The organism is Streptomyces sp. NPDC005863, from assembly GCF_042871345.1.
Classification (GTDB): Bacteria; Actinomycetota; Actinomycetes; order Streptomycetales; family Streptomycetaceae; genus Streptomyces.
In genome coordinates this window covers 148,401-171,022 of sequence record NZ_JBIAII010000007.1, presented here as the reverse complement: position 1 = coordinate 171,022, position 22,622 = coordinate 148,401, and the positions used below count along the sequence as shown (strand labels likewise).

22 protein-coding genes are annotated in these 22,622 nt (G+C 71.2%); 13 read left to right on the top strand and 9 right to left on the bottom strand.

The window, feature by feature from the left end:
* Positions 1 to 105: 105 nt before the first annotated feature.
* The 5 genes from ACFYO9_RS24560 to ACFYO9_RS24540 are packed head-to-tail and all read right to left on the bottom strand — an operon-like array spanning position 106 to position 5,488.
* On the bottom strand, positions 106 to 1,305 hold the full coding sequence (locus tag ACFYO9_RS24560; RefSeq protein ID WP_358778422.1) for an SDR family oxidoreductase: 1,200 nt from the start codon (positions 1,303 to 1,305) through the stop codon (positions 106 to 108).
* Entirely contained in the window at positions 1,302 to 2,549 is a 1,248-nt protein-coding gene (locus ACFYO9_RS24555) for an alpha/beta fold hydrolase (RefSeq protein ID WP_358778421.1), read from the bottom strand. The genes ACFYO9_RS24560 and ACFYO9_RS24555 overlap by 4 nt, the downstream gene beginning before the upstream one ends.
* A 16-nt stretch (positions 2,550 to 2,565) precedes the next feature.
* On the bottom strand, positions 2,566 to 4,140 hold the full coding sequence (locus ACFYO9_RS24550) for an AMP-binding protein (protein WP_358778420.1): 1,575 nt from the start codon (positions 4,138 to 4,140) through the stop codon (positions 2,566 to 2,568).
* A complete protein-coding gene (locus ACFYO9_RS24545; RefSeq protein WP_355812214.1) occupies positions 4,140 to 4,382 on the bottom strand; it encodes an acyl carrier protein in 243 nt (80 codons plus the stop codon). The genes ACFYO9_RS24550 and ACFYO9_RS24545 overlap by 1 nt, the downstream gene beginning before the upstream one ends.
* Positions 4,379 to 5,488 (bottom strand): hypothetical protein, encoded by a 1,110-nt coding sequence (locus ACFYO9_RS24540; protein ID WP_358778419.1) that lies wholly within the window; start codon positions 5,486 to 5,488, stop codon positions 4,379 to 4,381. Before ACFYO9_RS24540 ends, ACFYO9_RS24545 begins: the two co-directional genes overlap by 4 nt.
* A 489-nt stretch (positions 5,489 to 5,977) precedes the next feature.
* Between ACFYO9_RS24540 and ACFYO9_RS24535 the strand changes: the two genes are divergently transcribed.
* From ACFYO9_RS24535 to ACFYO9_RS24510, 6 genes are all read left to right on the top strand, one after another.
* Positions 5,978 to 8,200 carry an MMPL family transporter gene (locus ACFYO9_RS24535; RefSeq protein WP_358778418.1) on the top strand — a complete coding sequence of 741 codons (2,223 nt, stop codon included), beginning with the start codon at positions 5,978 to 5,980 and terminating at the stop codon, positions 8,198 to 8,200.
* Between the two features lie 67 nt (positions 8,201 to 8,267).
* Positions 8,268 to 9,323: a 1,2-phenylacetyl-CoA epoxidase subunit PaaA gene (paaA, locus tag ACFYO9_RS24530; protein WP_358778417.1), complete on the top strand. Its 1,056-nt coding sequence runs from the start codon at positions 8,268 to 8,270 to the stop codon at positions 9,321 to 9,323.
* Positions 9,323 to 9,628 (top strand): 1,2-phenylacetyl-CoA epoxidase subunit PaaB, encoded by a 306-nt coding sequence (gene paaB, locus ACFYO9_RS24525; RefSeq protein WP_355812227.1) that lies wholly within the window; start codon positions 9,323 to 9,325, stop codon positions 9,626 to 9,628. Before paaA ends, paaB begins: the two co-directional genes overlap by 1 nt.
* A complete protein-coding gene (paaC, locus tag ACFYO9_RS24520; RefSeq protein WP_358778416.1) occupies positions 9,618 to 10,460 on the top strand; it encodes a 1,2-phenylacetyl-CoA epoxidase subunit PaaC in 843 nt (280 codons plus the stop codon). Before paaB ends, paaC begins: the two co-directional genes overlap by 11 nt.
* A complete protein-coding gene (gene paaD, locus ACFYO9_RS24515; RefSeq protein ID WP_388666572.1) occupies positions 10,454 to 11,002 on the top strand; it encodes a 1,2-phenylacetyl-CoA epoxidase subunit PaaD in 549 nt (182 codons plus the stop codon). The genes paaC and paaD overlap by 7 nt, the downstream gene beginning before the upstream one ends.
* Positions 10,999 to 12,186 carry a 2Fe-2S iron-sulfur cluster-binding protein gene (locus tag ACFYO9_RS24510; RefSeq protein ID WP_358778415.1) on the top strand — a complete coding sequence of 396 codons (1,188 nt, stop codon included), beginning with the start codon at positions 10,999 to 11,001 and terminating at the stop codon, positions 12,184 to 12,186. The genes paaD and ACFYO9_RS24510 overlap by 4 nt, the downstream gene beginning before the upstream one ends.
* Positions 12,187 to 12,275: 89 nt before the next feature.
* Here ACFYO9_RS24510 and ACFYO9_RS24505 read toward each other — a convergent pair whose 3' ends face one another.
* The 3 genes from ACFYO9_RS24505 to ACFYO9_RS24495 form a co-directional block, all read right to left on the bottom strand.
* On the bottom strand, positions 12,276 to 14,561 hold the full coding sequence (locus ACFYO9_RS24505) for a heterodisulfide reductase-related iron-sulfur binding cluster (RefSeq protein WP_388666568.1): 2,286 nt from the start codon (positions 14,559 to 14,561) through the stop codon (positions 12,276 to 12,278).
* Between the two features lie 228 nt (positions 14,562 to 14,789).
* Positions 14,790 to 15,365, bottom strand: a complete 576-nt coding sequence (locus ACFYO9_RS24500) for a flavin reductase family protein (protein ID WP_358777870.1) — start codon at positions 15,363 to 15,365, stop codon at positions 14,790 to 14,792.
* A 189-nt stretch (positions 15,366 to 15,554) separates the two neighbouring features.
* A complete protein-coding gene (locus ACFYO9_RS24495) occupies positions 15,555 to 16,262 on the bottom strand; it encodes a DUF5324 family protein (RefSeq protein ID WP_358777871.1) in 708 nt (235 codons plus the stop codon).
* 340 nt (positions 16,263 to 16,602) lie between these two features.
* Between ACFYO9_RS24495 and ACFYO9_RS24490 the strand changes: the two genes are divergently transcribed.
* Together ACFYO9_RS24490 and ACFYO9_RS24485 are read left to right on the top strand one after the other, a co-directional pair.
* Entirely contained in the window at positions 16,603 to 17,136 is a 534-nt protein-coding gene (locus ACFYO9_RS24490; RefSeq protein WP_355812248.1) for a peptidylprolyl isomerase, read from the top strand.
* Between the two features lie 112 nt (positions 17,137 to 17,248).
* The gene (locus tag ACFYO9_RS24485; protein WP_358777872.1) at positions 17,249 to 18,142 is read left to right on the top strand and encodes a rhomboid family intramembrane serine protease; all 894 of its coding nucleotides are present in this window, start codon (positions 17,249 to 17,251) and stop codon (positions 18,140 to 18,142) included.
* A 304-nt stretch (positions 18,143 to 18,446) separates the two neighbouring features.
* On the opposite strand, the gene crgA is transcribed toward ACFYO9_RS24485, so the two are convergent.
* Positions 18,447 to 18,704, bottom strand: a complete 258-nt coding sequence (gene crgA, locus ACFYO9_RS24480; protein WP_055563960.1) for a cell division protein CrgA — start codon at positions 18,702 to 18,704, stop codon at positions 18,447 to 18,449.
* A gap of 139 nt (positions 18,705 to 18,843) precedes the next feature.
* Between crgA and ACFYO9_RS24475 the strand changes: the two genes are divergently transcribed.
* Genes ACFYO9_RS24475 through ACFYO9_RS24455 form a run of 5 tightly spaced genes read left to right on the top strand, consistent with a single transcriptional unit; the run spans position 18,844 to position 22,602 of the window.
* Complete coding sequence (locus ACFYO9_RS24475; protein ID WP_355812255.1) at positions 18,844 to 19,614, top strand: DUF881 domain-containing protein; 771 nt, start codon at positions 18,844 to 18,846, stop codon at positions 19,612 to 19,614.
* Between the two features lie 22 nt (positions 19,615 to 19,636).
* Complete coding sequence (locus ACFYO9_RS24470) at positions 19,637 to 20,350, top strand: class E sortase (RefSeq protein WP_355812258.1); 714 nt, start codon at positions 19,637 to 19,639, stop codon at positions 20,348 to 20,350.
* Between the two features lie 52 nt (positions 20,351 to 20,402).
* Positions 20,403 to 20,564 carry a hypothetical protein gene (locus ACFYO9_RS24465; RefSeq protein WP_355812261.1) on the top strand — a complete coding sequence of 54 codons (162 nt, stop codon included), beginning with the start codon at positions 20,403 to 20,405 and terminating at the stop codon, positions 20,562 to 20,564.
* The gene (locus tag ACFYO9_RS24460) at positions 20,561 to 21,220 is read left to right on the top strand and encodes an aminodeoxychorismate/anthranilate synthase component II (protein WP_355812264.1); all 660 of its coding nucleotides are present in this window, start codon (positions 20,561 to 20,563) and stop codon (positions 21,218 to 21,220) included. The genes ACFYO9_RS24465 and ACFYO9_RS24460 overlap by 4 nt, the downstream gene beginning before the upstream one ends.
* Positions 21,217 to 22,602: a class E sortase gene (locus ACFYO9_RS24455; protein ID WP_388666565.1), complete on the top strand. Its 1,386-nt coding sequence runs from the start codon at positions 21,217 to 21,219 to the stop codon at positions 22,600 to 22,602. The genes ACFYO9_RS24460 and ACFYO9_RS24455 overlap by 4 nt, the downstream gene beginning before the upstream one ends.
* Positions 22,603 to 22,622 lie beyond the last annotated feature (20 nt).

The following is a 22,622-nucleotide window of genomic DNA, read 5'->3' as shown; positions in this document are numbered from 1 at the left end:
GTGAGTGGGCGGCGTACGGCGGCGTACGGCGGCGTACGGAGAGGTGGGGAGGAAGCGGGAGGGGCGCCGACGGCGGTGGGGGACGCCGTCGGCGCGGGGCGCGGGTCAGCCGGCGGTGGCGGCCACCCGGCGCGTGCCCTTGAAGGCGAAGGAGGCGCGGGCCGGCGCCGAGCTGCGCCCGTCGGACTCGATGCGGTCGAGGTACCACCGCACGAAGCGGCTGACCTCGGCGCGGTCCAGGTCGAAGCGCTGGGCGCCCGCGCCGCAGACGGACTCGGTGTTCGTCTGGTCGAAGCGCTTTCCGTTGATCATGTACGAGGCGTAGAACTGGATGCCCTCGTCGAGCTTCAGGTCGATCGCGGTGAGCAGCCCCCGGTTGGAGACGAAGCGGGGCTTGCGCAGGCCGGTGAGGGCGAAGACCTCCTCGATGACCTCGCCGACCGTCGGCGAACCGCCGTTGTTGAGGTGGTAGACGGTGCTCAGCGCGCCCGTACGGCCGATGGCGACGGCGTTCCTGGCCACCAGGTCGACGGGGACCAGGTCGCACTCGATGTCCGGGTCGGCGATGATCGGCACCTGCCGGTGCTGGAGCAGGTTGCCGAACTCCTTCTCCACGGCGCGGCGGAAGCGCAGCGCGGAGGAGACGAAGCCGTACATGCCGGTGAAGCTGGTGGCGGCGCCGGTCGCGGAGTGCCCGATGACGATCGAGGGGCGCAGCACGCGCCAGGGCAGACCGGAGGCGGCGACCTTCTGCTCGCCGATGGTCTTGGTGGCCTCGTAGACGTTGTTCGCCGACTCGGTGTCGCCGGGGAACTCCTCGTGCATCAGGCCGGTGCGCCTGCCCGCCACGTACGCGGTGCTCACGTGGTTGAACACCGGCTCGCCGAGGGCCTTGGCGAGCTCCAGGACGTTGTGCGTGCCGGTCACGTTCATCAGGTTGATCTCGTCGGCGTGCCGGTCCTCGTACTTGAGGGAGGCCGCGACGTGCCAGAACGTGCCGGGCGCGGTGCCGTCGGCGGCGCGGAACCGGTCGGCGCAGGCGGGCAGCGCGTCGTCGGTGATGTCGCCGGCGACGGCCCGGGTGCGCTCCAGGATCGCGGGCAGCAGACCGGGGACGTCGTACATCTCGGCCGCGTGGCCGAGGGCGTCGTGCAGGCGGCGGGTCGCGGCCGCGTCGTCGTCGCCGCGCACCAGGCACACCAGGTGGTCGGGGGTCTCCTGGAGCAGTTCCAGCGCGAAGGCCCCGCCGACGAAGCCGGTCGCCCCGGTGATGACGTGGACGGCGGGAGGGGTGGTGGCGGTCACTGTGCGGACTCCTGGGAGGTGGCGGGCAGGGTGGGGCTGTGGTGGGCGCGCAGATGGGCCGCGATGGAGGCGAGGCTCTCGAAGACCTCCGGCGGGACGTCCATGTCCCACTCGACGTCCAACTGCTCCTCGATCCGGCCGAGCAGCAGGGTGAACGCCCAGGACTCCAGGCCGATGCTGTTCAGCGGCGTCCCGGCGAGCCCCGTCACGGGCAGGTCGGCCCGGTCGGCGACGACCTCGCGGAGCAGCGTGCAGAGGACGCCGAGCAGCGCGTCGTCGGTCTCGGAGGCTCCGGCGGCCGGCGCGGAAGCCTCGCCTCCGGCCGTCTCCCCGGTGGCATGACCGTCCGCAGGAGTCCGGTCGTCGTCGCCGGTCTGCGGGGCCACCGCCCTCTCGCGGGCCGCCAGCGCGTCGAGGAAGCGCTGGACCCGGGCCTGGAATCCGTCGCCGTCCTCCATGTACGGGAGGTGGCCGACGTCGTGCATCCACTCGACCTCGGAGTCCTCGATGAGCCGCCCGGCCTCCGCTCCGAGCGTCTCGTTCCACATGTCGTCCTTGTCGCCGAGGAGCAGCAGCGTCGGCTGCTTGATGGCGGCGAGGAGTTCGGGGCCGTCGGTGACCTGCTGGGCGCACTTGAGGTTGGTCAGCATCGGGTCCGGCGGGTGGATGGCCGTGAACGCGGAGCGCAGCCCGAGGTAACCGGTGGCGCCCATCTCGCGCATCGCCGCCTCGCTGAAGACGACCGAGTACAGGTGGTCCCAGAGGGCCTGGGTGCCGCCCAGTTCCAGGGAGTTGATACAGGCGCGTTCGGTGGCCCTGCGCCGCACGCCGTCCCCGGGCGTGCAGGACGGCCCGGTCAGGATCAGGCCGTCGACGCGCTCGGGGTAACGGGCCGCGAAGTCACGGCAGATGAACCCCGAGGCGGAGGTGCCGAGCAGGTGGGTGCGTTCGATGCCGAGGCCGTCGAGCAGCACCCGCAGGTCCTCGACGTGGTCGTCCCAGGTCATGTCCGGGGAGACCGATGAGGCGCCCTGGTTGCGCAGATCGTAGGTGAGGACCCGGTTCCGCTTGGCCAGTTCGGCGGTGAAGTTGCGCCACATCGGCGCGATGATGAAGAAGTTGTTCACCAGGGTGAGGTGCGGGCCCTCGTCCCCCTGGATCTCGTAGTAGAGCTCGGTGTCGTCCGAGACGCGGAGCGTGCGCTCCGCGGTGTAGCGCAGGTCGAGCGTGGGTGCGCTGGTCATGGGCCTTCCTTCCGGCTCAGGTGCGCAGCAGCCGTTTGAGGATCTTTCCGGCGGGGCTACGGGGCACCTGGTCGATGAACTCCAGATGCCGGGGGCGTTTGTACGGTGCGAGGCGCTCGGCGAGATGGGCCATCAGCTCGGCCCGGGTGACGGCCGGGGCGCCGTCGGCGGTGGTGTCCGGCGGTGCGGCGTCGGCCGTGGTGTCCGCGGGGTCTGCGGGTCCGGTGACGACGTACGCCGTCGGGACCTCGCCGTAGTCGGCGTCCGGGACGCCGACCACCGCCGCGTCGCGCACCAGCGGGTGCGTGAGCAGCGCGCGCTCGATCTCGGCGGGGTAGACGTTCTGTCCGGCGCGCAGGATCAGGTCCTTGCGCCGGTCGACGAGGTGGATGAGGCCGCTCTCGTCGAGGAGGCCGAGGTCGCCGGTGCGGATCCAGCCGTCGACGGTGATCTCCTCGGTGGCGGCCGGGTTGTTCCAGTAGCCGCGCATCAGCCCGGGGCCGCGCACGGTGATCTCGCCGACCGCGCCGAGCGGCAGCTCCGTGCCCGCGTCGTCGAGGACCCGTACCGACATGCCGGGGATGACGCGTCCCGCGGGCAGCGGCGCGCCGGTGGCGAGGGTGCGGTGGTCGTCCGGGGTGAGGGTGGCGAACGGGCCGCCCACCTCGGTCATGCCGTACACCTGCCGGAAGCCGCAGTCGAGCCGCGCGGTGGCCTCGGCGTGCAGCTCGATGGGCATCGGCGCCGCCCCGTACAGCACCTCGCGCAGCGAGCCGAGGTCGGCGCCCGCCATGCCCTTGCTCTGCAGCAGGAAGCGGAGCATCTGCGGGACGAGCCAGACGTGCGTGGCCCGGTGGCGCTCCAGCGCCGCGAGCGCCCGCTGCGGCGTGAACCCCGGCAGCAGGACGACGGTGGCGCCCGCCGCCAGGTACGTGAGGATGACCGTCATGCTGCCGTGGTAGAGCGGGCAGCAGTTGACGAGGACCATGTCGTCGGTGGGCGCCGCCGTGGCGAGCCAGCCGAGCGAGATGCCCCGGAACGAGCCGTGGTCGACGGTGACGCCCTTGGCCCGGCCCGTGGTGGCCGACGTGTGCAGGATCGCGGCGAGGTCGCTGTCGGCGACGTCGGGCAGCCGGAAGCTCTCGGCGTCGCCGTCGTCCCCTTGCTCCTCGCCGGTCCGCGTGGTCGTCGGCGCGGTCAGCTCCGCGTACTCCGGGCCGTCCACCGCGACGCGCAGCCGCACCGGCAGCTCGGGGTGGCGGTCGAGGAGCGCCGCCTCACCGAGGATCACGCTCACCCCGGTGCGCCGCACCATGCCGGTCACCTCGGGCGCGGTGAGGCTGTGGTTCAGCGGGACGAACAGCGCGCCGAGCTTGGCCAGCGCGAAGTACGACTCGATGACCTCGATGCGGTCCAGGGAGAGGACGGCGACCCGGTCGCCCCGACCGACGCCGCGTGCCGCGAGAGCGCGGGCCAGCCGGGTCGTGCGCTCGTCCAACTCGGTCCAGGTCACCGAGCGTTCGGCGTCGATCAGCGCCGTGCGGTCCCCGAAGCACTGCCGGCCCCGGTGCAGGACCTGGCCGAGCCACATCAGGCGGCCCCCTCGACCGTGCCGCGCGCGGCGATCAGTCGCTCGTAGTCGGCGATGGAGGACAGGTCGTCCATGTCCTCCGCGGTGACCTCCACGCCGGTCCGCTCCTCGATGAGCAGGACCAGGCGGACCAGGTCGCCCGAGTCGACGCCGCTGGCGCTGAGGTCGGCGTCGTCCGCGATCTCGCCGCCGAACTCCGTCAGGCCGGTCAGTTCGACGAGCATCTCCCGTACGGTGCTCATGCGTTGCCTTTCGCTGTGGTGCCGCTGAAGGTGTTGTCCCAGGTCCCGTCGGAGACGGGGCAGTCGTGCACGGCCAGCGGTTCGCCGGCCGGCACGGACCAGGGCAGGAACCGGCTCGGGACGGAGCCGGCACAGAAATCCGAGAACTCCTCGTGGGGCGGCCTGTGCCGCTCGGAGAGGACCGCGAAGACGGGGTCGACGGGCTTGAACACGCCGTCCTCGTCCAGGACTTCGCACCAGGCGTGCTCGGCGTCGAGCACCCCCAGGTAGCGGCCGCGGCGGGTCCGGGCGGTGAGGCCGTCCGCCTCCGCCCTGCGCCGGAGCTCCAGGGAGCAGACGGTGCAGTCCATGATCCCGAGCCGCCGGGTCTCGGCCGGGTCGGTGCGCAGGCGGGGATGCATCCACTGGAAGCGGTAGGGGCCGTCGCGCAACTCGCCGACCAACGCGTCGAAGTGGCGCCGCGCGGCCGCCGAGAGCAGCGGGGCGCGCCACCCGGAGGTGGTGACGCGGCCGGTCAGCCGCACCGATGCGGCGTGCTCGACGACGAGCGCGCCGTCCTCGCGTACCGCGGACCGCTCGCCCTGCGGCGCTTCACCCTGCGGCGTTTCACCCGGCGGCGCGACGAGCTCCAGTGCGTCCAGGTGGCCGCCGAAGACCTCGGGGGTGGGCAGCGCGATCCGCCAGGTGCCGCCGGGGCAGCGGGGATCGCGGCAGCGCAGCCGCCAGTCCAGCGTCCAGTGGCGCGGCGGGGTCCAGGTGTCCGGGTTTCCCGCGGCGAACCGGAGCATCATCCGCTGCCCGGCCAGCGGGACGCTGGTGGTGGCACCGGAGTACAGGGCCGTGTTGGCCAAGTCGTGGTAGTCGAAGCGGAGTTCGGCGCCGGAGCCGCTGTGGGCGAGGCCAGCCGCCGCGAGCTGGTCGAGGAGCTCGTCCCGGCAGCCGAGCAGGGCACGCGCCTCGTCCCGGCCCACCCGCAGCTCGCGGTGGCGCTCCGGCATCGGCACGAGCGCGCGCAGCGCCGACAGCCAGGGCCGCAGCGCGGGATCCGCGGCCGCGTCCCCCTCGGGGGGCGGCGCGACGGCGCGTGCGCGGACGTCAGAAGACATGGTGACGCGGTCCTTCCGGACGGGAGGGGCGAACTCGGGAGGGGGGGACTCGGCAGGGGTGGACGACGGCCGCCGCGAGCGCACGACGGGGCGCTCGGGCGGTACGGAGGCGGTGCGACGGCGGTACGGAAGCGGTGCGGGGCGGTGCGTAGGGCGTACGAGGGCGGTGCGGAAGCGGTACGGAGCGGTACTCGGGGCGTACGAGGGCGAGCGGTACGGAGGACGAGCGGTACGGAGGACATGCCGAAGCGGTACGAACGGCGTGCGGAAGCCGTACGGAACGCCGCACCGGCCCCCCGCCCCGAACCGGCACGCACCACAGAAGAGTCCGGCCGACCGCCCCGGCAATCCCTCGCCCCCCGGAAAAGTCCGTGTGGCGTACCCCATAGACCCGCCGTGGATTGCGCGGCCGATCCGCGGCCTCATTCACCCACGGGGGTCTCACGCCCTCAGCCCGGTAACGCCCCTCCGCGAAAGGGAGTCTGCGAAGTGTTCGGAAGGCTGTTGCACCTGCTGGAGAGGGGACCGAGGCGTCTGCTCTGGACGGTCGGGCTGCTCGCGCTCGTCTGTCTGGCGGGCGGCGGATCCCAGATGAAGTCCATGACCATGGGCGTGGACGACTACGACGACTCCGAGTCGGCCGCCGTCAAGGTCCTCGACGACGTGGAGAAGGCCACCGGCGCCAGCCTCGAACAGGGCTACGTCGTCCTCGTCGAGCTGGACGAGCCCGTCGACGCCCGCTCCGCCGACCGGCCGGAGCGACTGCGCCGCGCGGTCGACCTGATCAAGAAGCGCCCCGAGGTCACGGGTGTCGAGGACTACGTCTCGGCGAAGAACCCCGCGATGGTGCGCAAGGACGGCAGGAGCACGTACTTCGTCGCCTCCGTCAAGGGCTTCGCGCCCGGCGACGCCGTCACCAAGGCCGTCACCGCGACCCAGGACGCCCTCGACGCGGACGAGAAGCTGGCCGACGGCGTCACCCTCGGCGGCCCGACCGCCTCGAACGTCGAGGCCAGCACGATCTCCAGCGAGGACCTCGGCAAGGCCGAGACGCTGGCCTTCCCGATCCTGCTCATCCTGCTGCTCTTCATCTTCCGCGGCGTGATCGCGGCGCTGATCCCGCTCGGCGGCGCCCTCGTCTCCATCGCCGTGGCGCTCGGCGTGCTCGGCGCGGTGATGACCGTGCTCGACCTGTCGATCTTCGCCCTCAACCTGGTGATGGCGCTCGGCATCGGCCTGTCCATCGACTTCAGCCTGCTGATCATCTCCCGCTTCCGCGAGGAGCTGCGGGCCGGTCACGACACCCTGGACGCCGTCGGCCGCACCATGCGCACGGCCGGCCGCACCGTCCTGTTCAGCGGTCTGACCGTCGCGGTGGCGCTGGCTTCGCTGCTCGTCTTCCCGCAGCGGTTTCTCTACACGATGGGCATCGCCGGCATCGCCACCTCGCTCGGCGCCCTGCTCTTCGCGCTGCTCGGCCTCCCGGCGCTGCTCGCCGCGCTCGGCGGCCGCATCAACAAGTGGGCGCCCAAGAGCTGGCAGCGCACCCAGGAGCTCGGCACGGAGAACGCGTCCGGCGGCCGCTGGTACCGCTTCTCGCACGGTGTGATGCGCCGCCCGGTGAGCGCCGCGGTCGCCGCGAGCGCGGTCCTCGTGGTCCTCGCGCTGCCCGCCTTCGGCATCAAGTTCACCGGCATCGACTCCGCCTCGATGCCCGCCGACTCCGACGCCGGCCGGGTCTACGCCTCGCTGGAGAAGGACTTCCCCGGCTCGCTCCAGTCGCCGGTGCACCTCGTCTCCGAGGCGCCGAAGGACGCGGGCGCCAAGCTCACCGCGTACGGCGAGCGGCTCGCGGAGCTCGACGGCGTCGCCACCGTGACCCCGCCCCGCCCGATCGGCGACGGCATGTGGGAGACCCAACTGGCGCTCAAGGACGCGCCGTTGTCCCTGGAGGCCCAGGACACCCTCGACGCGGTGCAGGCCGTGGACGCCCCGTACCCGACCGTGCCCACCGGCAACACCGCGCTCTACGACGCGATGATGGGCAGCCTCGGCGACCACCTGCCGCTGAGCATCGGCCTGATGTCGCTCACCACGCTGCTCATCCTCTTCGCGATGACCGGCTCGGTGGTGCTCCCGCTGAAGGCCGTCATCACCAACCTGCTCACCCTCGGCAGCACCCTCGGCCTGCTCATCCTCGCCTTCCAGGACGGCCATCTGGAGGGGCTCTTCGACTTCACCGGCCAGGACGCGCTCCAGCCGACGATGCTCATCATCCTGCTGGCCGTGGCCCTCGCGATGTCCACCGATTACACCGTCTTCCTGTTCTCCCGCATCAAGGAGGGCGTGGACCACGGCCTTCCGGACCGCGAGGCCATCGCGCTCGGCCTGGAGAAGGTCGGCCGCACGGTCACGCTCGCCGCGGTCCTCTTCTGCATCCCGATGGGCGCCCTTGTGCTCTCCCGGCTGATCTTCATCAAGCAGCTCGGATACGGGACGGCCGTCTCGGTCATCATCGACGCCACCCTCGTCCGCGCCCTCCTGGTGCCCTCGCTGATGGCGCTGTTCGGCAAGGCCAACTGGTGGGCGCCGGGGCCGCTGCGCCGCTTCCACACCCGCTTCCTGAGCGGACTGCAGGAGCGGGACGAGCCGGCCGCTCCCGCGACCCCTGGCGCCGGGCGCGAGCGCGTCGGCACCGGCCGGGAGGCCTGAGGTGACCGCCGACACGGCTGCGATGGCTGGTACGGCTAATACGGCCGGTGCGGCCGGTGCGGCTGGCATGGCTGATACGGCCGGTACGGCTGACCCCGCGCTGGCCGAGCGCCTGCGGGAACGCTTCGACGACCTGCTCCGCAACGACGAGCGGGTCGAGCCGCACGACTGGATGCCGGACGGCTACCGGCGCATGCTCGTACGGCAGATCGGCCAGCACGCCCACTCGGAGATCATCGGCATGCAGCCGGAGGGCGCCTGGATCGCCCGCGCGCCCTCGCTGCGCCGCAAGGCCGTCCTGCTCGCCAAGGTGCAGGACGAGGCGGGCCACGGGCTCTACCTCTACGCGGCGGCGCAGACCCTCGGCGTCAGCCGCGGCGAGCTGCTCGACGCCCTGCACAACGGCAGCCAGCGGTACGCGGGCACGTTCAACCACCCGGCGCTGACCTGGGCGGACACCGGCGCCATCGCCTGGCTCACCGACGGCGCCGCCGTCATCAACCAGGTGCCGCTGTGCCGCACGTCGTACGGCCCGTACGGCCGCGCCATGCTCCGCATCTGCCAGGAGGAGACCTTCCACGTACGCCAGGGCTTCGACTCCCTGCGCGCGCTGTGCCAAGGCACCCCGGAGCAGCGGCAGATGGCGCAGGACGCGGTGAACCGCTGGTGGCTGCCCGCCGTGGCGCTGATGTTCGGGCCACCGGACTCCCCGGCGAGCAAGGACCGCGCCGCCGCGTTCGGCGCGGCGCACACCAAGCGGGCCATCGCCTGGGGCATCAAGCGGCACCCCAACGACGAGCTGCGCCAGCGCTTCGTCGACATCGTCGTGCCGCAGGCGCAGGAGCTGGGCCTGAGCCTGCCCGACCCGGCCATCGCCTGGAACCCGGAGCGCGGGCACCACGACTTCACGCCGGTCAGCTGGGACCAGTACCGCGAGGTGCTGTCGGACGACTCCCAGTGCGCGCGCCAGCGCCTGGCACACCGGGTCGCCGCGCACGAGGACGGCGCCTGGGTACGGGAGGCGGCGGTCGCGGCCACCCGGCACGAGGCGGGACAGGCGGGACAGCCGGAACAGGCCGAGCGGTCGGTGCAGGCCGCAGGCCAGAGCAGGGGGACACCGTGATGAGTACGTACACGACCACGAGAGCCGAGACGCCGTGGGAGGTCTTCGTCAGGACCCGCCGCGGCCTCGGTCACCAGCACGTCGGCTCGGTGCTCGGCGCCGACGCCGACCTGGCGATGGCCAACGCCCGCGATCTGTACACGCGGCGCGGGGAGCCGTCGTCGATCTGGGTGGTCCGCTCCTCGGACATCCGGGCCACCGCGCCGGACGAGAAGGAGCCGCTGTTCAGCAACGGTACGGGCAAGCCGTACCGCCTCTCCGAGCAGTACGCGGCTCCGGCGGGCGGCAGCGACCATGGCCACTGAGACCCTGACCGCGACGGCCCCGACCTCGCCCGCCGCCGACCCCACCGCGCCCGCCCCGACCGCGCCGCGGGACACCGCCGCGCTGGAGAGCGACACCGCACGGTACGCGCTGGCCCTCGGCGACGACGCCCTGATCCTCTGCCAGCGGCTCTCCGCCTGGGTGACCAGGGCGCCCTCCATCGAGGAGGACCTGGCGCTCTCCAACATCGCCCTCGACCTGCTCGGCCACGCCCGCACCCTGCTCGCGTACTCCGCCGAACTGACCGGCCACGGCGACGAGGACATCCTCGCGTTCACCCGCACCGAGCGGGAGTTCCGCAACGTGCTGCTCGCGGAGATCCCCAACGGGGACTACGGACTCACCCTCGCCCGGCAGCTCTGCCTCTCACACCACACCCGGCTGCTGTACGCCGCGCTCACCGCATCCGCGGACCCGGCGCTCGCCGCGTTCGCGGGCAAGGCCGTCCAGGAGTCCGCCTACCACTGCACGCACGCCGAGCAGTGGACGGTCCGCCTCGGCACCGGCACCGAGGAGAGTCACCGCCGGATGCAGGCGGGCCTCGATCAGGTGTGGCCGTACACCGCCGAGCTGTTCGCGGCGGACGAGGTGACCGCGCGGCTCGTCGCGGACGGTGTCGCCGTGGACCCGGCGGGCCTGCGCGCGGAGTGGGACGCGGCCGTCGGCGGCGTCCTCACCCGGGCCGGGCTGACCCTGCCGAGGGCGACCTGGCACTCCCGGGGCGGCCGGGACGGCCTGCACACCGAGGGGTTCGGGCCCCTGATCGCCGAACTCCAGGCGGTGCACCGGCAGTACCCCGGGGGCACGTGGTGACGGCGGTACGCGCGCGGCCGGCGCCCGACTGCCCGGCGGCCGCCTGTCCGGCGGCCGAGCGGCTCGCTCCGGAGCAGGTACGGGAGCGGGTCGCCGCCGTCGCCGACCCGGAGCTGCCCCTGATCACCCTCGGCGAGCTGGGGGTGGTGCGGCAGGTGACGGCGGGCCCCGACGGGACCGTGGAGGTCACCGTGACGCCCACCTACACCGGGTGCCCCGCCATGGACGTCATCGTGACGGACATCCGGGCCGAACTCGCCCGCTGCGGGCACCCGGACGGGCGGGTGCGGACCGCCCTCGCGCCCGCCTGGACCACCGACTGGATCACCGCCGACGGCCGGCGCAAGCTCGCCGAGCACGGCATCTCGCCCCCGGGCAGCCCGACCGCCCCGCTTCCGCTGCGGCTCGGCACCGGCGCGGCCTGCCCGCACTGCGGCTCGACGGCCACCCGGCCGCAGAGCCCTTTCGGGGCGACGCGCTGCCAGTCGGTGCTGGTCTGCCTCGGCTGCCGGGAGACCTTCGGCCACATGAAGGCGATATGACACCACGAGACGGAGCCGCCCGCCCCCTCATGGAGCGCACGTCCGGTTTCCACGCGCTGCCGGTGCGTCGCGTCGAGCGGCTCACCGAATCCGCCGTGGCCGTCACCCTCGGCGTCCCCGACGCCCTGGCGACCACGTTCGCCCACCGCGCGGGCCAGCACATCGCCGTACGCCACCGTCTCGACTCCACGGGCACAGGCGGCGAAGGCGGCAGCGGGGACGGGGGCGAGGAGATCCGGCGCAGTTACTCGATCTGCCGTCCACCCGGTCCCGCGGCCGGCCCCGCGGAGCCCGGGACACGGACACTGCGCATCGTCGTCAAACAACTGGGCCCCGGCGGCTTCGGCGAGCACGCCGTCGCCCGGCTCGCCGCGGGCGACACCCTCGAAGTCGGCCCGCCCAAGGGCAGTTTCACGCTCGCGGACCGGCCCGGCGCGCACCACGTGCTGATCGGCGGCGGCAGCGGCATCACCCCGCTGCTGAGCATGGCGGCCGCTGCCCTGGACGAGGACCCGCGGTGCAAGGTCTCGCTCGTCTACGTCAACCGCACGGCGCGCTCGATGCTCCTCGCCGAGGAGGTGGCGGACCTCAAGGACCGCCACACCGGCCGGTTCTTCGTCCTGCACGTGCTGTCCGGCGAGGAGCGCGAGACGGAGGTGCTGTCCGGCCGGGTCGACGCGTCGAAACTGCCGCGCCTGCTGGCCGGCCTCGGCGCCGACCCCGGCGACGACCGCACGCACTTCTACCTCTGCGGCCCCTGGGGCCTGGTGGAGTCGGTGGACGAGATCCTGCGGGAGCTGGGCGCCGCCCCGTCCCGCGTACGCCGTGAACTGTTCACGACGGACCCGGCGGCGCCGGAACAGCCGGGGCGTCAGAACCCGGGCGCAGGCGTGGGCGTGGGCGGCGGCGCCCGCGTCACCGCCAGGCTGCACGGCCGCAGCACCGAGGCCGAGATGACCCCGCAGGACCCCTCGCTCCTCGCGGCGGTCCTGCGGCACCGGCCGGAGACCCCGTACTCGTGCCGCGACGGTCTGTGCGGCTCGTGCCGGGCCCGGGTGGTCGACGGCGAGGTCGTGCTCGCCCGGCGCCACGCCCTGACGCAGGAGGAACAGGACGCGGGCTACACCCTGCCGTGCCAGGCCCGTCCGGCGTCGGAGCACGTGGGGCTGGACTTCGACGCGTAGAACCAGAGCGCCGAACGAAAGGGCCGGAAACCGCGTGATGCGGTTTCCGGCCCTCATGTTTCACGTGAAACAGGGTGCTCGATGCCCTCTTACTGAGCGGGCTCGGTCTCCGGTTCGTCGGCGGACTCGGTGTCACCGTCCGGCGCCTCGGCCGGCGTCTTCACGGAGTCGAGGAGGAGTTGGGCGACGTCGACGACGTTGATGCTCTCCTTGGCCTGGCCGTCGTTCTTCTTGCCGTTGACGGAGTCGGTGAGCATGACGAGGCAGAAGGGGCAGGCGGTGGAGACGATGTCGGGGTTGAGTGACAGGGCTTCGTCGACGCGCTCGTTGTTGATGCGCTTGCCGATGCGTTCTTCCATCCACATGCGGGCGCCGCCGGCTCCGCAGCAGAAGCCGCGTTCCTTGTGGCGGTGCATTTCCTGCTGGCGCAGGCCGGGGACCTTGTCCATGATCTCGCGCGGGGGCGTGTAGATCTTGTTGTGGCGGCCCAGGTAGCAGGGGTCGTGGTAGGTGATCAGACCCTCGACAGGGGTGACCGGCACCAGCTTGCCCTCGTCGATGAGGTGCTGGAGCAGCTGGGTGTGGTGGATGACCTCGTAGTCGCCGCCGAGCTGCGGGTACTCGTTGCCCAGGGTGTTGAGGCAGTGCGGGCAGGTCGCCACGATCTTCTTCGCCGACTTCGGCTTGGCCGATTCGGGCGTGGCTTTGCCGTCGTCGTCGAGTTCCTCGCCGAAGGCCATGTTGAGGGCCATGACGTTTTCCTGGCCGAGCTGTTGGAAGAGGGGCTCGTTGCCCAGGCGGCGTGCGGAGTCGCCGGTGCACTTCTCGTCGCCGCCCATGATGGCGAACGTGACGCCGGCCATGTGCAGGAGTTCGGCGAAGGCCTTGGTGGTCTTCTTCGCGCGGTCCTCGAGGGCGCCGGCACAGCCGACCCAGTACAGGTATTCGACTTCGGTGAGGTCTTCGACGTCCTTGCCGACGACGGGGACCTCGAAGTCGAGTTCCTTGAGCCATTCCAGGCGCTGCTTCTTGGCCAGGCCCCAGGGGTTGCCCTTCTTCTCCAGGTTCTTGAGCATCGTTCCGGCCTCGGAGGGGAACGCGCTCTCGATCATGACCTGGTAGCGGCGCATGTCGACGATGTGGTCGACGTGCTCGATGTCGACGGGGCACTGCTCCACACAGGCGCCGCAGGTGGTGCAGGACCACAGGACGTCGGGGTCGATGACCCCGTTCTCCTCCACGGTCCCGATCAGCGGACGCTCGGCCTCGGCCAGCGCGGCGGCGGGCACGTCGGCGAGCTGCTCGGCGCTCGCCTTCTCCTCGCCCTCCATCGTCTTGCCGCCACCGGCGAGCAGATACGGAGCCTTGGCGTGGGAGTGGTCGCGCAGCGACATGATGAGCAGCTTCGGCGAGAGCGGCTTACCGGTGTTCCAGGCCGGGCACTGCGACTGGCACCGCCCGCACTCCGTGCACGTGGAGAAGTCCAGCAGGCCCTTCCACGAGAACTGCTCCACCTGCGAGACGCCGTACACGTCGTCGTCGCCCGGGTCCTCGAAGTCGATCGGCTTGCCGCCCGAGGCCATCGGCTGCAGCGCGCCCAGGGCCGTGCGGCCGGAGGACTCCCGCTTGAACCAGATGTTCGGGAAGGCGAGCATCCGGTGCCAGGCGATGCTCATGTCGAGGTTCAGGCTGACCGTGATCATCCAGATGAAGGACGCGCCCAGCTTGAGCATGGCGAAGAAGTAGACCCAGGTCTCGACGCCGGAGTGGCTGACGCCGTCGAAGAGGAGGGTCACGCCGTACGAGACGTAGTTGTCCGGGCCGTAGTCCGCGTGGTGCAGCACGCCTTCCAGACCGCGCAGCGCCATCACCGAGAGACCGATGAGGAAGATGACGGTGTCGACGAAGTAGGCGTGGGCGCGGTTCGAGCCGGCGAAGCGGGACTTGCGGCCCGGCCGGGTCGGCAGGCTCAGCTGCCGGATCACGAACATGATCACGATGCCGAGCGTGGTGCCGGTGCCGATGAACTCGATGTACATCTCGTACGGCAGCCAGCCGCCGATGACCGGCAGGGTCCACTCCGGGTCGAACAGCTGCCCGTACGCGTTCACGATCGTCAGGATCAGGGTGTAGAAGCCCAGCGCGACGAACCAGTGGGCGAAGCCCACCAGACCCCACTGGGCCATGCGCGTGTGGCCCAGGAATTCCTTGACCAGCGTCACGCTCCGCTGCCAGGGATTCTCCAGACGATTCGCGTTCTCCGGCAGCGGCGCACCCAGCCGGAAGAAACGGAAGAAATGCACAAAAGCGCGCACGAACAATGCAATGCCGACCGCGCTGAGTGCCAGCGAAACGACGATCGCGGCGAGTTGCATGGGGGCTCCTCGAACCGGTCCCGGTGGGGCTGATGGACGTAGATGCGGATATCTCCGAGCGGGCGCCCACCCGGACTGGCGGGGCCCCGGCCCGACTATTACTAAGCGGTAACTTATTGAGCTCGTATGAGCGTACCGCCCCGCTCCTCGGCAGTGCACCCGCATACGCAGTGATCTGCGTCGCTGATGAGCCGGGTCCGGCGCCCGCCGCGCGGTGAACCGGTGCGGTCAGACGGGGTGCCCCGCGTTGATGTCGCTCGCGTCGTGCAGCGAGAGCGGGGTCCGGTCCTCGGTCTCGGCGACGTACGCGGCGACCGGGTCGAGCACGAAGGCGACGTGGTCCCCGCCGTCGAAGCGGCTGTGGACCCGCCCGGCGAACCAGGCGAGGGCGTCGTCGAGCACGGGTGTTCCGTCCGGCCCCTCGTGCCAGTCGAGACCGGCGAACTTGTCCGTCTCCGCGCTGCACAGGGAGCCGAAGCGGTCGGCGAGGTCATGGCGGTCGTGGGGCAGCAGATGGACCACGAGGGTGCGCGTCCTCAGCGCGAGGCGGTAGGTGTGGTTCGCCGTGGAGAGCCAGACGGCGAACCGCGACGGCTGTACGGAGCACTGGCTCGCGAAGCCGACCAGGCACCCCGCGCGCTCTCCCTCCGCCGCGGCGGTGACCACGTACACGCCGGGGTCGGGAAGCCCGGTGAAGACCGCGATGTCCTCGTCGACCTCAGCACTGTCCCGGTCCACGTCGTCGCCCCGGGTCCCCTCGTCGCCCCGGTCCACGTCATCGTCTTGGTGCGCGTCGTCTGCCATGTCCTCCCCCTCCGCGGAGAGTCGTCGTCCCTCCCCTTACCGGCTGACCGGCGTACCGGCTGCCCGGTCACAGCTGTACCCGAGTGGCTCGTTTCACGTGAAACACCGCGGGGCGGGAGCCCTCCCGGGTCTCCCGCCCCACGGCGTCATGTCGGCGTCGTCCGTTGCAGAACCGGGCGGCCGGGGCAGTCAGCTCTTCTTGTCCCCGTCCTTGCCCTCGGCCTCCGCCTCGGCCTGCTTGACCTGGACCTCGGGGTCGAGCGCGGCCTGGCCGCTGCCGTCGACGGAGGTCAGCGGCGTGCTGTCCGGGACCTCCGTGGCGGCCGGCGGCTCGACCAGCCAGTCGGGGTTGGCCTGCTTGTCCCACCACTTCCAGGCGGCGACCGCACCACCGGTGAGGATGCCGAGAACGGCGAGGCCCTTGGCGAGGCGACCCACCCGGGCCCGACGCTCGTGCTTGCGGGCGAGGCGCTGGATCTCCTTCGCCGAGACCTGACCGCGCAGCGCGGCGATGGCCGCCGTGCCACGGGACGCGGCCTCTTCGCGGACCGGCTGCGCGGCGGCGACCGCCTGCTCGATACGGGGCTTGGAGTACTCGGCGGCCTGGCGGGCGGCCTTGCGCGTGCGGACCGCGGCTTCGTGCGCGGCCTGGTCGACCTTGGGCGGCACATGGGTGCGGGCCTGCTCGACGCGGGGGGCGACGTGGGCGCCGTACTGGACACGGGCCTGCTCAGCGGCCTGCGACACCCTGGGTGCGAGCCGTACGCGCGCTTCCTGGGCGTAGTGGCTGGCCCGGTCCTTGGCCGTGTCGGCGTAGGGCGCCACCGCGTCCGCGGCGTGACGCACGCTGTCCTTGGCCGAGCCGGTCGCGGCGCGCACGCTGTCGATGCGGGTCACGGGATCCTCCTCCTCGGTGGCTATAGGTATGTCACCTTTCCACCCTTTCAGGGATCATGCCTTCCGGATCGCTCCGAAAGACATGCGAGGGCGGGCATCCGGGTCACAGGAACACTGACGCCGGTCCTTCTTGTATCCGTTCGCGCCGGACTTGAACACATCGATTCCGTGGCTCTGTTCCGATCAATTCGCTCGAATCGGGGCGGAAGAGCTCTCGGCCGACCATGCCACGGATCCCTTCGACGCGCGCCCAGTCGGCGGCTACTCGTCGCAATCCGGTCCGTGCGAGGATCGGGGAGTCACCGAAGACGGAGTCACAGAAGACAACGGAAGGCAGATCGTGGCCGAGCAGCTTTACGCCACCCTGAAGACCAACCGGGGCGACATCGAGGTCCGGCTGCTGCCGAATCACGCGCCCAAGACGGTCAAGAACTTTGTCGAGCTCGCCCAGGGCGAGCGCGAGTGGGTCCACCCCGCGACCGGCAAGAAGACCTCGGACCGGCTCTACGACGGCACGGTCTTCCACCGGGTGATCAGCGGCTTCATGATCCAGGGCGGTGACCCGCTGGGCAACGGCACGGGCGGCCCGGGCTACGAGTTCGAGGACGAGTTCCACCCCGACCTGGCCTTCGACAAGCCGTACCTGCTGGCGATGGCCAACGCAGGGCCGGGCACCAACGGCTCGCAGTTCTTCGTGACCGTGTCGCCGACCGCGTGGCTGACGCGCAAGCACACGATCTTCGGCGAGGTCACCGACGCGGCCAGCCAGAAGGTGGTGGACGACATCGCGGCCACCCAGACCAACGCGCGCACCGACCGCCCGGTGAACGACGTGGTCATCGAGTCCGTGGTCGTCGAGACCCGGGACGCCTGACCCGCGTACCCGCGAGGGAACCAATCCGCCCCGCCCGTCCGTAAGGAAGGGCGGGGCGGCGCGTTGCCAGGTGTGCCGCCCCGGTGCGTCCGTACGGAGAATGAGGGAACCCATGGAGCAGGCGCCAGGCAGCCCGCAGGAGCCGCAGGGGCAGTCGGGCCTGCCCCGTTGCTACCAGCATCCGGACCGTGAGACCGGCATCACCTGCACGCGCTGCGAGCGCCCCATCTGCCCCGAGTGCATGATCGGCGCCTCGGTCGGCTTCCAGTGCCCCGACTGTGTCCGCGGCGGCTCGGGCACCGGGCACACCCGCGAGGCCAACCAGCCGCGCACGGTCGCGGGCGGCGCCGTCGCGGCCGACCCGCGCCTGGTCACCAAGATCCTCGTGGGCGTCAACCTCGCGCTGTTCCTCGTGCAGCTGACGGTCGGCGACCGCTTCACCGAGCGCTTCGAGCTGCTGGGCCTCGCCTTCGTCCCGGGGTCCGGTGTGGAGGGCATCGCCGAAGGGCAGTGGTACCGCCTCGTGACGGCGATGTTCCTGCACAGCGGCTATATGCACATCGCCTTCAACATGCTCAGCCTGTGGTGGGTCGGCGGCCCGCTCGAAGCCGCCCTCGGCCGCGTCCGCTATCTCGCGCTCTACGCCGCGTCCGGCCTCGCGGGCAGCGCCCTGACGTATCTCCTGGCGGAGCCGAACCAGCCCTCGCTCGGTGCGTCCGGCGCCATCTTCGGGCTGTTCGGCGCGACCGCGATCCTGATGCGGAAGCTGAACTACGACATGCGGCCGGTGCTCGCGCTGCTGGCGATCAACTTGGTGATCACCTTCAGGTGGCCCGACATCGCCTGGCAGGCCCACGTCGGCGGCCTGGTCGGCGGCCTCGTCGTCGGCTACGCGATGGTGCACGCGCCGCGCGAGCGACGGAGCCTCATCCAGTACGGCAGCTGTGCGCTGGTGCTCGTCGCGACGGTGGTCGTGGTCCTCGTACGGACCGCACAGCTCACCTGACAGGTTGGGCACAACCGCACTTGACAGGGCGCCCGTATCACCGGCGGTACCCCCGTTGTCCACAGCGTGTGCCGGATCTTGTGCATGATGCGGGGAACACGCGTGCCCCTCGTCGCTGACCTGGGTTTCCCCAGGAAGGACAAGGGGCACGCGGCGAACAGAGATCCGGTGGGTCAGTCACACCGGCGTCAACCGGGCGAGGGTTATCCACAGATCTTCAGCCTTATCCCCAGGTGGGGATAGCGCTGTGGATAACTCAGGGCAAGGCTTGCGCGCGGCGCCTTCCTCCCCTACGGGCGAGGGGCTACTTCCACTGGGTGGAAACGCCGAAGCCCGCGGCGATGAAGCCGAAGCCGACCACGATGTTCCAGTTGCCCAGGGGGTCGATCGGGAGCTTGCCGTCCGTGACGTAGAAGACGACGATCCAGGCGAGACCGATGAGGAACATCGCCAGCATCACCGGAGCCACCCAGCTGCGGTTGGTCAGCTTGATGTTCGTCGCCTTCTTGGCGGGCGGCGGCGTGTAGTCGTCGGCCTTCTTGCGGATACGTGACTTCGGCACGAGGGTCTCTCCTGTCGATGCGCTGCGTGGCCGCGCAGGTGACTGTGGGCTGGCGCCGGGCGGGGCACACAGAGCTGAACCCTCCCCCGGGCGTCCGTTAGCGTAGTGCTTCCGCGGCGCTGAAGGAGATAAGGGTACGTTGAGCAATTCTGCCGACTCCCACAAAGGTGCCGGTCGTCGCCCCCGATGGCGTCCGGTTCGGGTACTTACGGGCGCTGTTTTCGCCCTGGCCGGGCTGATCTTCTTCACCAGTTTCAACACGGCCAAGGGCACCAACATCCGTACCGACGCCTCGCTCCTGAAACTCTCCGACCTCATTCAGGAACGCAGCCACAAGAACGGCGCACTCGACGAGTCCAACGGCTCCCTGCGCGACGACGTCGAATCGCTCGCCCAGCGGGACAGCGGCGGCACCAAGGCCGACCAGGCCCGGCTCAAGGCCCTCGAAGAGAACGCCGGCACGAAAAAACTCAGTGGCTCCGCGGTCTCGGTCACCCTCGCCGACGCCCCACCCAACGCCACCGCCAAGCTCCCCGGCTACCCCGAGCCCCAGCCCAACGACCTGGTCATCCACCAGCAGGACCTGCAGGCCGTGGTCAACGCCCTCTGGCAGGGCGGGGCCAAGGGCATCAAGGTCATGGACCAGCGGCTGATCTCCACGAGCGCCGTGCGCTGCGTCGGCAACACCCTGATCCTGCAGGGCCGCGTCTACTCCCCGCCGTACAAGGTGACCGCGGTCGGCGACCCCGACAAGCTCAAGAACGCCCTCGCCGCCTCCCCGGAGATCCAGAACTACATGCTGTACGTCAACGCGTACGGTCTCGGCTGGAAAGTGGACGACGACGGGGCGGTGACTCTTCCCGGCTACTCGGGCACAGTGGATCTCCACTACGCGAAGCCCGTGGAGTAAGCCGCTGGGGGAGCCTGTGTCGGTGCGAGTGCTCGTCAGGACGTTGAGCGAACTGTGCATCACCGTCGGCGCATTGATCGTGCTCTTCGTCGGGTACGTCCTGTTCTGGACCGGCGTGAAGGCCGACCACGCCATGGACGGCCAGATCGACGAGCTGCAGGACCGGTGGGCGCGGGGCGCGGTCTCCACCGGCGCGGACGACGGGCCGGCCGGGACGGGACCCGCGGGACCCGCCGAGAGCTCGCCGGGGAAACCGGCCCCCTACAAGGACGGCAAGGCCTTCGCCGTCATGTACATCCCGCGGTTCGGTTTCACGTGGAACAAGCCCGTGCTCCAGGGCACCGGCACCGACGTCCTCAAGAAGGGCCTCGGCCACTACGCCTCCACCGCCCCGCTCGGACAGAAGGGCAACTTCTCCGTGGCCGGCCACCGCCGCACCTATGGCGACCCCTTCAAGGACTTCCCGAAGCTGCGCCCCGGCGACCCCGTCGTCCTGACCGACGGCACGACCTGGTTCACGTACCGCGTCGACAAGAAGCCCTACCGCACGCTCCCCGGCGACATCGGTGTCATCGACCCCGTGCCGCGCAAGTCCGGCTACGACGGCCCCGGGCGCTACCTCACCCTGACGACCTGCGAACCGGAGTGGGGCCACAGCCACCGGCTGATCGCCTGGGCCCATCTGGATGCCACCCAGCCCGTGGAGGCCGGGAAACCGGAGGCACTGCGCCGTTAGTCTGGTGCCGTACGGCGAGGGAGGCCCTGCCGTACGCGACGGAAGGGACGGCATGTACGGCTGGATCTGGCGGCATCTGCCGGGAAACGCATGGATCAGGGCACTGATTTCGCTGGTGCTCGTCCTCGCGGTCGTCTATGTGCTGTTCCAGTACGTCTTCCCGTGGGCGGAACCGCTGCTGCCCTTCAACGACGTCACCGTGGACGGCCAGTGAGTACTCCGAGCGGCGCGCGCCGCAGCCGTGTCCTCGTCGTGGACAACTACGACAGCTTCGTCTTCAACCTCGTCCAGTACCTGTACCAGCTGGGCGCCGAGTGCGAGGTCGTGCGCAACGACGAGGTCGAGCTCCGGCACGCGCAGGACGGCTTCGACGGCGTGCTGCTCTCGCCGGGCCCCGGCACCCCGGAACAGGCGGGCGTCTGCGTGGAGATGGTGCGGCACTGCGCCGCCACCGGCGTGCCCGTCTTCGGCGTCTGCCTCGGCATGCAGTCCATGGCGGTGGCGTACGGCGGCGTGGTGGACCGCGCCCCGGAGCTGCTGCACGGCAAGACCTCGCTCGTCCGCCACGAGGGCCGGGGCGTCTTCGCGGGGCTGCCGTCGCCGTTCACCGCGACGCGCTACCACTCGCTGGCCGCCGAGCCGGCCACCGTCCCGGCCGACCTGGAGGTCACCGCGCGCACGGAGGACGGGATCATCATGGGCCTGCGCCACCGTGAACTCCCGGTCGAGGGCGTGCAGTTCCACCCCGAGTCGGTGCTGACCGAGCACGGCCATCTGATGCTCGCCAACTGGCTGGTGGAGTGCGGCGACACGGGGGCCGTCGGGAGATCGAGTGGGCTGGCCCCGGTGGTGGGCCGGGCCACGGCGTGACCGACCTGCGCCCCGAGCGCGACCCCTCCGGAGCCCCGTACGACGCGAACGGCGCGTACGGGGACGAAGGCGCGTACGGGGACGAGGGCGCGTACGGGGACGAGGGCGCGTTCGAGGCGGCGGTCGACGATCTGGACGACCCGCTGACGGACCCGCTGCCGGGGCAGCGCCCCGCCGCGGGCCAGCACCCCTCGCCATGGTTCCGCAGCGGCCCCACGACCGAGCCGGAGCCGCAGCAACCGGAGCAGCAGCCGCAGCCGCAGCAGCCGCAGCAGTCCGCCGAGCCCCCGAAGCAGGAGTGGTACGACCCCGAGGGGTACGCCCGGGACTGGTACGGGGCGCGGCGGCCGACGGACCCCGAGCCCCGGTCCGGGCCCCCGCAGGAACCCACGTACGAGCAGCTGTACGGCGCCTACGCCCCCGAGCCGGCGCAACCGACACAGCCGGCACAGTCGACACGGCCGACTCAGCCGGCCCAACCGGCCCGCGACGACGAGACGGTGGGGCTGCGGACGGCGGACACCCGTCGAATAGCCGGGCAGGAGACCGCGACCGACCGCCCCGCGGAGGGCGGCCGAGCGGCCCGCCGCAAGGCCGCGAAGAAGGGCGGAACGCGCGCGACCGCCGACCGTGCCGACGCCCCCAGGACCGGGTCGGGCGCCGCACCGCTCTCCCGTCTTGAGGCCCGCCGCGCGGAGCGCGCCCGCAGGCCGTCGCCCGGCGCCGTGATCAGCCGGGGCCTCGGCGAGGTCTTCATCACCGTCGGCGTCCTGATGCTGCTGTTCGTCACGTACCAGCTGTGGTGGACCAACATCCGGGCCCACCAGCAGGCGGACGGCGCCGCCCACGATCTCCAGGAGAGCTGGGCCAAGGGCAAGGGCAAGCCGGGGGCCTTCGAGCCGGGGCAGGGGTTCGCGCTGCTGCACATCCCGCGCCTGGACGTCGTCGTGCCGGTCGCCGAGGGCATCGACAAACACCAGGTGCTCGACCGGGGCATGGTCGGCCACTACAGCGAGGGCCGCACCAAGACGCCGATGCCCGACGCGAAACAGGGCAACTTCGCGGTCGCGGGGCACCGCAACACCCATGGTGAACCGTTCCGCTACATCAACCACCTGAAGCCGGGCGACCCGATCGTGGTGGAGACGCAGGACAAGTACTTCGTCTACAAGATGGCGAGCATCCTGCCGCAGACCTCCCCGGGCAACACGAGCGTGATCGGGCCCGTCCCGCCGGGCTCGGGGTTCACCAAACCGGGCCGGTACATCACACTGACCACCTGTACCCCGGAATTCACGAGTAAGTATCGAATGATCGTCTGGGGCAAGATGGTCGAGGAACGGCCGCGCAGCAAGGGCAAGCCCGGCGCGCTCGTGAACTAGAACGGTGAGAACGGGGCAGA

What these genes read in the sequence shown, in the direction of transcription:
- ACFYO9_RS24555 (WP_358778421.1), bottom strand. Translation starts at nt 2,549, where the DNA reads ATGACCAGCGCACCCACGCTCGACCTGCGCTACACCGCGGAGCGCACG.
- ACFYO9_RS24550 (WP_358778420.1), bottom strand. Translation starts at nt 4,140, where the DNA reads ATGTGGCTCGGCCAGGTCCTGCACCGGGGCCGGCAGTGCTTCGGGGAC.
- ACFYO9_RS24545 (WP_355812214.1), bottom strand. Translation starts at nt 4,382, where the DNA reads ATGAGCACCGTACGGGAGATGCTCGTCGAACTGACCGGCCTGACGGAG.
- ACFYO9_RS24540 (WP_358778419.1), bottom strand. Translation starts at nt 5,488, where the DNA reads ATGTCTTCTGACGTCCGCGCACGCGCCGTCGCGCCGCCCCCCGAGGGG.
- paaA (WP_358778417.1), top strand. Translation starts at nt 8,268, where the DNA reads ATGGCTGATACGGCCGGTACGGCTGACCCCGCGCTGGCCGAGCGCCTG.
- paaB (WP_355812227.1), top strand. Translation starts at nt 9,323, where the DNA reads ATGAGTACGTACACGACCACGAGAGCCGAGACGCCGTGGGAGGTCTTC.
- paaC (WP_358778416.1), top strand. Translation starts at nt 9,618, where the DNA reads ATGGCCACTGAGACCCTGACCGCGACGGCCCCGACCTCGCCCGCCGCC.
- ACFYO9_RS24510 (WP_358778415.1), top strand. Translation starts at nt 10,999, where the DNA reads ATGACACCACGAGACGGAGCCGCCCGCCCCCTCATGGAGCGCACGTCC.
- ACFYO9_RS24505 (WP_388666568.1), bottom strand. Translation starts at nt 14,561, where the DNA reads ATGCAACTCGCCGCGATCGTCGTTTCGCTGGCACTCAGCGCGGTCGGC.
- ACFYO9_RS24500 (WP_358777870.1), bottom strand. Translation starts at nt 15,365, where the DNA reads ATGGCAGACGACGCGCACCAAGACGATGACGTGGACCGGGGCGACGAG.
- ACFYO9_RS24485 (WP_358777872.1), top strand. Translation starts at nt 17,249, where the DNA reads ATGGAGCAGGCGCCAGGCAGCCCGCAGGAGCCGCAGGGGCAGTCGGGC.
- ACFYO9_RS24465 (WP_355812261.1), top strand. Translation starts at nt 20,403, where the DNA reads ATGTACGGCTGGATCTGGCGGCATCTGCCGGGAAACGCATGGATCAGG.